Source organism: Kitasatospora sp. NPDC057512, from assembly GCF_042802135.1.
Classification (GTDB): domain Bacteria; phylum Actinomycetota; class Actinomycetes; order Streptomycetales; family Streptomycetaceae; genus Kitasatospora.
Genome location: NZ_JBHVET010000391.1, coordinates 1 through 7742 on the forward strand (window position 1 = coordinate 1; position 7742 = coordinate 7742).

A 7742-nucleotide genomic window follows, 5' to 3' on the forward strand; every position below is an offset into this window, starting at 1 on the left:
ATGCAGACCCCGACCCCGACCGGCAGCGCCCCGAAGTCCGCCACCCACGCGGGCCAGCGGGCGGGCGCCCGCCGGATCCGGTCCAGCTCGGCGCGCGCCCGGGGCCCGTCGAGCCCGCCCGCCCGCAGCCGGTGCACCAGGTGGAGGACGTCGGCCGTCTGCTCGAACCGCAGGGTGCCGCCGAGCGGTTGGAACCTGGTGGCCCCGTCCGGGTCCAGGGCCACGAACAGCCCGTTGGTCAGGGCGGCGACCTGGACCTCCGGGGCGCCCAACGCCCGCCCCAGCCCGCGGAGTTCGTCCTCGACCTCATGGACGGGCAGGCCGCCGCCCAGCAGGGCTTCGCCCAGGTCGAGCAGGAGACGGCAGAGCGGGTCGGGCGGGGCGTCGGCGTCCCGGACCGATGGAGACTTGCTAGGCATGGCAGGTATCGTCCCACCCTGCCCGATTCGGTCTGAATCTGCCCCGGTCTGTTCGCTTCCCGACCGCTGGTCGCTCCCGGGGGCCGGGTAGCCGCTACGGGCGGACGGTGAGGACCAGCTTGCCCGTGACCCGGCCGGTCTCGCCCTCGGCGTGGGCCTTCGCGGCCTCCGCGAGCGGGTACGTGGCGGAGACGTGCGGGCGCAGCCGCCCGGCTTCGGCGAGGGCGGCGATCGCGGCCATGCCCGCCCGGTCGTGCTCGACCAGCAGGGCCTTCGCCGTCACGCCCAGCTCGGCGGCGCGCTCGGCTACCTCGTCGAGGCCCTGGGGCAGGATCGACACCAGGACGCCGCCGGGCCGGAGGGTCTCCAGGGAGCGCAGCCGGTCGTCGCCGCCGAGCGGGTCGAGGACCACGTCGATGTCGCGGGCCTCCGTCACGAAGTCGACGGTGCGGTAGTCGATGACCTCGTCCGCGCCCAGGCCCCGGACGAAGTCGTGCTTGGCGGCGGACGCCGTACCGACGACGTACGCGCCGCGCGCCTTGGCGATCTGCACGGCGACGTGCCCGACGCCGCCGGCCGCCGCGTGCACCAGGACCCGCTGCCCCGGCCGCAGCCCCGCCGTGTCGACGAGCGCCTGCCAGGCGGTGAGCGCCACCAGCGGAAGCGCGCCGGCCTCGACGTGGCTCAGCGCGGCGGGCTTGGGCACGAAGGCCCGGGCGGGGCCGGTGACGTACTCGGCGTGTGCGCCGGCGCCGTACGGGTAGGGCAGCATGCCGAACACCTCGTCACCCGGGGCGAAGAGCGAGACGCCGACGCCGACCGCCTCGACGGTGCCGGAGACGTCCCAGCCGAGCGTGAACGGGGGCTGCCCGAGGAAGTAGCCGCGGCTGCGGTGCTTCCAGTCGGTGGGGTTGACCCCGGCGGCGTGGACGGCGACGAGGATCTGGCCGACGCCGGGCACGGGTCGTTCGACCTCGGCCTCGTGGAGGACGTCCGGGGCGCCGAGGGTGGTCTGGGTGATGGCTCGCATCGTGTTCGTGGTCATGGATCCAGCCTGCGGCCGCGCCCCTGACCAGCGAAATGGCAAGATTGCCAAAGACCGATAGGATCGTGCCATGCCTGCGATGGAACCCTGTGGTCCTGGTGGCCCCGGCGCCCGGCCGCCGCACCGCGTCGTCGTCCTCGCCCTCGACGGGGTCTACCCCTTCGAGCTGGGCATCCCCAACCGGGTCTTCCCCGGGGTGCCGGGCGCGTACGAGGTGGTGACGTGCGCGGCGACGGAGGACCGGACGGTCGCGACCAGCGCCGACTTCACCATCACCGTCGGGCACGGGCCCGAGGCCCTGGAGCGCGCCGACACCGTCGTCATCCCGCCGTACGCCCTGCACCGCGCCACCGCCGACCTGCCGGAGCCCGAGCGCGCGGCCCTCGCCCGGATCCGCCCCGGCACCCGCATCGTCTCCATCTGCACCGGCGCGTTCGCGCTGGCCGCCGCCGGCCTCCTCGACGGGCGCCCCGCCACCACCCACTGGGCCCTGGCGCCGGCCTTCCGCCGGATGTTCCCCCGGGTCGCCCTGGACGCCGACGTGCTGTTCGTCGACGACGGCGACATCCTCACCTCGGCGGGCGCCGCCTCCGGCCTCGACGTCTGCCTGCACCTGGTGCGCTCCGACCACGGCAGCGCCGTCGCCAACCAGGTCGCCCGGCAGTGCGTGGTGCCACCCTGGCGCGAGGGCGGCCAGGCCCAGTACATCGAACAGCTGGTGCCCCCGGACGGCGCCAACGGCACCGCCGCCACCCAGGCCTGGGCCCTCCAACGCCTCGACCGCCCGCTCGCCCTCCGGGAGTTGGCCGCCCACGCCCGGATGAGCCCGCGCACCTTCGCCCGCCGCTTCCAGGAGGAGACCGGCACCAGCCCGGGCCGCTGGCTCATCCAGCAACGCCTGCACCGCGCCCGCCACCTGCTGGAGACCAGCGACCTCCCCGTCGACCGCATCGCCACCGAAATCGGCTTCGCCACCGGCGCCTCCCTCCGCCAGCACCTCCACGCCGCGATCGGAGTCTCCCCCCAGACCTACCGCACCACCTTCCGCGGCCACCCCGGCCCCCCGACGCCCACCTGACCACCGGCCCCTCCCCGGCCGACGTGGGAAGTCGGCAGGCCCGACTTCCCACGTCGCCCGTATACGAACTCATGCCTCCATGATAGGAGGGGTGGTGTACGTCCGACGGTCCACGGAGAAACCCGTGGCACGGTGTGGAAAGCCCCGAACCCGCCCTCGCCGCTTCGGATCTGCACATGGTGATGTGCTGTGCGATGTGCACTGTCACCTGTACGCGGTGCTGAGCTGCGCTGTTGGTGGGGAGTCGAACCCCGCGTTGCTCTTCACGCGCCAGGAGTGGGCCGGAGTACCGCCGGCCCTCGGTGTGTGCACGCCTCCGAAGCTGCTACCTGCTCCACATCGCGTCCCGTCACTCTGCCGGACCGCTCAGTCCAGCAGGTCGACCTCCCAGTTGGTCCGCTGGATCCGCACGTCGACCTCGCGGATGTCCCGGGCGAGTGCGTCCGCCTGGGCGCGCAGGTCGGCGACCGGGAGTGCGGAGAGCATCATCAGCTCGGACCGGAGCTGTCGGCCGTAACCCCGTTCGCCCGTACCCGCCGCCGCGTCCGCCGCCGCGGTGACCACGGAGTGGCGCAGCCGCAGGACGTCCCGGCGTGCGAGGGCGTCGGTGAGTGTGCCGTCCGGACCCATCTCCACGGTGGCGTTGGTCCGGTTGATCCGCCGGATCAACGTTTCCAGGGAGTCCAGCACTTCACCGACCTCGGCCAGCAGCTGCGCCGCATCCTCGGCGGGGGTCTCCCCTTCCTGGTGCCGCGCGCTGCTGACGACGCGCGCCCGCAGCTGTTCTATTCGGCGCGTCGCCTCCGCGCGTTCTGCCAGTGCCTCGGCAAGCTTCACCGCCTGCACCTCCTTCCGTGAGTTCGCACGAGTATAGGAGTGCAGGTCGGGGCGTCCGCACCTGGTTTTCGACTGTTTGAAAGCCGTCAGGAAACCTCCCTGTCCCGATGTCAAGCGGGTCTGGTTCTGTTGGGCCGGTCTTGGAGCATGGGATGAAGGGTTCAGATGGATCGCCTGGACGTGACGCTTCTCAGGCGGACGCATCATGAGCCGGCAGCGGACGCCGAGTTGGCGTGGTGGCATCGCAGGTGCTGATGGGGACCGGGGCGTTCGGGCGAGATCACCCGCCGGTACGGGTGGGACGGTCAGGCTGTCGACGGGGTCGGGCCCGGTCCGAACGCGTCGGCGTGGTCGGCGACCCACTGGGCGAACGACCGCGGCGGTACTCCGAGGATGTCGGACACCGCGGAGGTGAGGTACGCGGGCCTTCCGATCGTCGCGTCCCAGGCGTTGAGCAGCATGTCGACGGCCGGGCGCGGTGCCTTTCCGTCCATCGCGGTGCGGAACTCGTCCGGCGACAGCTCCTCGAACCTGGTCGGGCGTCCGAGGACGTTCCCGATGATCTCCACCTGCGCCGCCTGGCTCAGGGACTCGGGGCCGGTGAGGACGTAGTCGCCGCCGGCGTGTCCGTCCTGGTGGAGGGTCCGGGCCGCGACGGCCGCGATGTCGCGGTCGTCGACGGGTGCGGTCTCGGCGGCGCCGTACGGCCAGCGGACGACGGAGCCGGCGCGGATGGCGGGTGCCCACCAGGCCAGGGAGTTCGATGCGAACATCCCCGGCCGGATGATCGTCGATTCGAGGCCGGTGGCCGCGATGAGCCGCTCGATCTCGGCGTGGAGCACCGCCATGGGGTTCGGCTGTCGGAAGAAGGGGTGGGGCGTCTGGTGCGGTGAGGAGAGGAACACGACGCGCCGCGCGTGGGTGGCCAGGCGCTCGATGACGGCCGCGGCGGTCGGCGGCGGTGCGGTCCAGAGGAGGAAGACGGCGCCGACGCCTCGCAGCGCCCCGTCGAGGGAGGCGGGCGCGGTGAGGTCGCCGGTGACGACCTCGACGTCGGGCGGCAGCGTCGCCGCCGCTTCGGGGCGACGGGCGAGGGCGCGGACCGGTACGCCCGCGCTGAGGAGTTCGTCGACGACTCCGCGCCCGATCCGGCCGGTGGCCCCGGTGACGAGCACCGGCGGCACGGGGGTTCGTGCGGTGAGTTGTGTGGTGAGTCGTGCGGTGTGTCGGGTGGTGTGTCGTCGTGTGGTGTTCGGCTGGGTCATTCCTCCAGAAAATCGTTACTCGGTTAAAAACGCAACCCGGTCACTAATGTTATGCTGTTCAGGTGATCGAGCCGACGGGACTGCGCGCCCGCAAGAAGGCGCGGACCCGTGACGCCATCGCCGACGCGGCGGTCTCGCTGTTCCTGGCGCACGGATTCGACCAGGTCTCGGTCAGCGACATCGCCGCCGCGGCCGAGGTCTCCAAGCCGACCCTCTTCCGGTACTTCCCCACCAAGGAGGACCTGGTCCTACAGGGGTTCGCGGACCACCAGGGCGAGGCCGCGCGTGTCGTGCGCGACCGCCCGTCCGGCGTCTCGCCGATGGCGGCACTGCACCGGCACTTCCTGGACGGCCTCGATCGGTTCGAGCCCGTCACCGGCCTCAACGACCATCCCGCGGTGGTGGAGTTCCACCGCCTGGTGTTCACCACGCCGAGCCTGGCGGGACGGCTCCTGCAGTACATGCTCGCGGACGAGCAGGCGCTGGCCGAGGCCCTCGACCCGGGCCCGGACGTCCAGGCGCGGCTGAGGGCGGCCCAGGTGATCGCGGTCCAACGGGTGCTCGCCCGCGCCAACTGGCAGAAGATCGCCGACGGGCGGAGCGCCCGCGAGGTGCGGCCCGAGGCCGTCGCCGACGCCGACCAGGCCTTCGCCCACCTGCGGTAGCGGTCCGGACGCGGTCTCCGTATGGGCCCGTTGATGCCTGATGCCTGGTGCCCGGCGACGCTGGCGGAGGGCCTCGCGGCGGTCCAGAATGATCGGATGATCAGGCTTGAGACACCCCGTTTGATCCTGCGTCGCTGGCGCGAGGAGGACGTCGCGCCCATGGCCGCCGTCAACGCCGACCCCGAGGTCATGCGGTGGATCCGTGACGGCAGCGTCCGTGACGAGCGGCAGACCCGCGACGGGATCCGGGCGTGGGAGGGCGAGTGGGAGGCGCGGGGCTTCGGCCTGTTCGCCGTGGAGATCCGCTCCACCGGCGAACTGGCCGGGTTCACCGGCCTTTCGGTGCCCTCCTACCTGCCGGAGGTGCTGCCGGCGGTCGAGGTCGGCTGGCGGCTGGGACGTGCCCACTGGGGGCGGGGCCTGGCCACCGAGGCGGCCGCGGCCGCCGTACGGTTCGGCTTCGAGGAGCGGGGGCTGGAGCGGATCGTCAGCATCGCCCAGGTCGGCAACGACGCCTCCGAGCGGATCATGGCCAAGCTGGGGATGCGGCTGGACCGTGAGACCGTCAATCCCACCGGCGGCCGGCGAGTACGGGTCTTCGCGTTGTCGGCGGACCGGTACGTCCCGACCGCCCGTTGACGGCGGGCCCGAACGGCTGCGGCTGCTGTCCGGGTGAACGTCCACGGCGGCCGTGCGTGCCGAGGGCGTGGCGCGGGCGTGGCGCGGGGAGCGGGCGGGCGACGATGCGGGCGTCGTGCGCCGCTCCGGCGGCGCGACCGAGCGCACGGAGAGGTGCCCATGTCGATCGAGGAGAACAAGAGGCTGGTCCGCCGGTTCTACCGGGAGGTGGACGCCGGCAACCTGGAGGCCATGGACGACCTCGTCGCCGAGGACTACCAGGACCACTCGCCGCCGCCGTTTCCGGGGTTCGCCCCCGGCCGGGAGGGCTTGAAGCAGGCGTTCCGCCTGTTCTGGGAGGCCACACCCGGAGTCCACGAGATCGAGGACCAGATCGCGGAGGGCGACAAGGTCGTGACCCGGCTGACGGGCCGTGGGATGTCCGTGGGAGACCTCCCGGGCATCCCGGCGACCGGCCGGCCGATCACGATGACGGCGACGGTGATCCACCGCATCGAGAACGGGAAGCTCGCCGAGAAGTGGTCGGACAAGGACGTCCTCGGCTTCCTCCAGCAACTGGACGTGATCCCGCCGCTCGGTGGGCCCCCGGAGTGACTCGTCGGGCCCGGCCCACGGAGCAACTCGGCGGGCCCTCAGGGTAGTTCAGGGCCGGAACGGTTCGGGTCGGGCAGCTGCGAAGGCCGCCTGACACGGCACCCGACCCCCGCCGGTTCAGGCGGTGTTCCTGGCGACGAAGTCGGCGATGGCGTCCTCCATCTGCTGGAGGCCGGGGTCTTCGAGCGGGTAGTGGCCGGCGTTGTCGAGCATCACGGTCTCGACGGGCACCTTGGTGATGCGGACCGTCCTCACGCCCGGCGCCCACGGGCCGGGCCCCGTCGCGGCCATCGGGCTTCAGGCGCTGCGCCTCGGCGCCGAGCAGGCCGGTCTGTACGAGGCCGGGCCCTCCTGGACGGGGAAGCCCGGGGGCCGAGCGGACCGGCCCCGCACGGCCGGTCGGCACGACGGGCTCAGCGGAAGTCGTCGGCGTGGTCGACGGCCCACCGGGCGTAGGTGTGCGCCGGGGTGCCGGTGATCTTTTCGGCGATGACGGAGGTCACGGCCGCGACGCCGTCGGCGGCGGCCCACTGGCTCACGATCGCCTCGGCCACGACCGGGTGCATGGTCCTGGCGACGTCCGCGCGGGCCTGCTCGGGGGAGACGTGTTCGACCCGGATGGGGCGGCCGATGGCCTCGCCGATGTGCTCGACCTGGCGTCGCAGGGTCAGGGACTCGGCGCCGTGGACGGTGTAGGCCTGGTGCGAGTGGCCCGGTTCGGTCAGGGCGGTCACCGCCAGCGCCGCGATGTCCTTCTCGTGCACCGGTGCCGACTGTGCGAGCGGATAGGGCAGGCGGACGACGTTGCCGGTGCGGATCGATTCGGCCCACCAGGTGCGGGTGTTGGTGGCGAACGTCCCCGGCCGGAGGAACGTCCAGTCCAGGCCGGACCGTTGGACGGCCTGCTCGATCGTGCGGTTCAGGCGGGCGACCGGGTGGTCGGCGGCGGGGTCCAGGACGACCGCCACCGACGAGAGCAGGACCACCTGCCGGATCCCCGCGGCCACGGCCGCCGCGGTGACCTTCTCGATGTCGTAGGGCTTGTGCGGGTCGAGCATTCCGTACAGGAACACCTTGTCGGCGCCGTCGAGCGCCGCGGGCAGCGTCTCGGGGCGGTCCAGGTCGGCGACGACCGCTTCGTACCCGGGCGTCGACGAGCCCGCGGCCCGGGTCCTGCTGACTGCTCTGACCTGCTCGCCG

Annotated in this window: 10 protein-coding genes; 4 read left to right on the plus strand and 6 right to left on the minus strand. The window is 72.8% G+C overall.

Annotated features, from left to right (window positions below):
* Together ACFU6K_RS23765 and ACFU6K_RS23770 are read right to left on the minus strand one after the other, a co-directional pair.
* The coding region (locus ACFU6K_RS23765; protein ID WP_380666132.1) for a threonine/serine exporter family protein at window positions 1-419 on the minus strand (419 nt) is incomplete at its 3' end.
* A gap of 94 nt (window positions 420-513) precedes the next feature.
* Window positions 514-1464, minus strand: coding sequence for an NADP-dependent oxidoreductase (locus ACFU6K_RS23770; protein ID WP_380666134.1), 951 nt, complete (start codon window positions 1462-1464; stop codon window positions 514-516).
* A 70-nt stretch (window positions 1465-1534) separates the two neighbouring features.
* Between ACFU6K_RS23770 and ACFU6K_RS23775 the strand changes: the two genes are divergently transcribed.
* Complete coding sequence (locus ACFU6K_RS23775; protein ID WP_380666135.1) at window positions 1535-2542, plus strand: GlxA family transcriptional regulator; 1008 nt, start codon at window positions 1535-1537, stop codon at window positions 2540-2542.
* Window positions 2543-2908: 366 nt separating this feature from the next.
* Here ACFU6K_RS23775 and ACFU6K_RS23780 read toward each other — a convergent pair whose 3' ends face one another.
* Window positions 2909-3379, minus strand: coding sequence for a DIP1984 family protein (locus tag ACFU6K_RS23780; RefSeq protein WP_380666137.1), 471 nt, complete (start codon window positions 3377-3379; stop codon window positions 2909-2911).
* A gap of 305 nt (window positions 3380-3684) precedes the next feature.
* The gene (locus tag ACFU6K_RS23785) at window positions 3685-4554 is read right to left on the minus strand and encodes an NAD(P)H-binding protein (protein ID WP_380666139.1); all 870 of its coding nucleotides are present in this window, start codon (window positions 4552-4554) and stop codon (window positions 3685-3687) included.
* Window positions 4555-4706: 152 nt separating this feature from the next.
* On the opposite strand from ACFU6K_RS23785, the gene ACFU6K_RS23790 reads away from it, so the two are divergent.
* The 3 genes from ACFU6K_RS23790 to ACFU6K_RS23800 all read left to right on the plus strand — a co-directional run bounded on the left by ACFU6K_RS23790 (window position 4707) and on the right by ACFU6K_RS23800 (window position 6542).
* Window positions 4707-5309 (plus strand): TetR/AcrR family transcriptional regulator, encoded by a 603-nt coding sequence (locus ACFU6K_RS23790; protein WP_380666141.1) that lies wholly within the window; start codon window positions 4707-4709, stop codon window positions 5307-5309.
* A gap of 96 nt (window positions 5310-5405) precedes the next feature.
* Window positions 5406-5948, plus strand: coding sequence for a GNAT family N-acetyltransferase (locus ACFU6K_RS23795; protein ID WP_380666142.1), 543 nt, complete (start codon window positions 5406-5408; stop codon window positions 5946-5948).
* A gap of 159 nt (window positions 5949-6107) precedes the next feature.
* Window positions 6108-6542 (plus strand): ester cyclase, encoded by a 435-nt coding sequence (locus ACFU6K_RS23800; RefSeq protein ID WP_380666144.1) that lies wholly within the window; start codon window positions 6108-6110, stop codon window positions 6540-6542.
* Window positions 6543-6659: 117 nt separating this feature from the next.
* Here ACFU6K_RS23800 and ACFU6K_RS23805 read toward each other — a convergent pair whose 3' ends face one another.
* Both ACFU6K_RS23805 and ACFU6K_RS23810 read right to left on the minus strand, forming a co-directional pair.
* Complete coding sequence (locus tag ACFU6K_RS23805) at window positions 6660-6797, minus strand: hypothetical protein (protein WP_380666146.1); 138 nt, start codon at window positions 6795-6797, stop codon at window positions 6660-6662.
* Between the two features lie 158 nt (window positions 6798-6955).
* The coding region (locus ACFU6K_RS23810; RefSeq protein WP_380666147.1) for an NAD(P)H-binding protein at window positions 6956-7742 on the minus strand (787 nt) is incomplete at its 5' end.

Coding starts and splice junctions, on each gene's coding strand:
- ACFU6K_RS23770 (WP_380666134.1), bottom strand. CDS start 1,464: ATGACCACGAACACGATGCGAGCCATCACCCAGACCACCCTCGGCGCC.
- ACFU6K_RS23775 (WP_380666135.1), top strand. CDS start 1,535: ATGCCTGCGATGGAACCCTGTGGTCCTGGTGGCCCCGGCGCCCGGCCG.
- ACFU6K_RS23795 (WP_380666142.1), top strand. CDS start 5,406: ATGATCAGGCTTGAGACACCCCGTTTGATCCTGCGTCGCTGGCGCGAG.
- ACFU6K_RS23800 (WP_380666144.1), top strand. CDS start 6,108: ATGTCGATCGAGGAGAACAAGAGGCTGGTCCGCCGGTTCTACCGGGAG.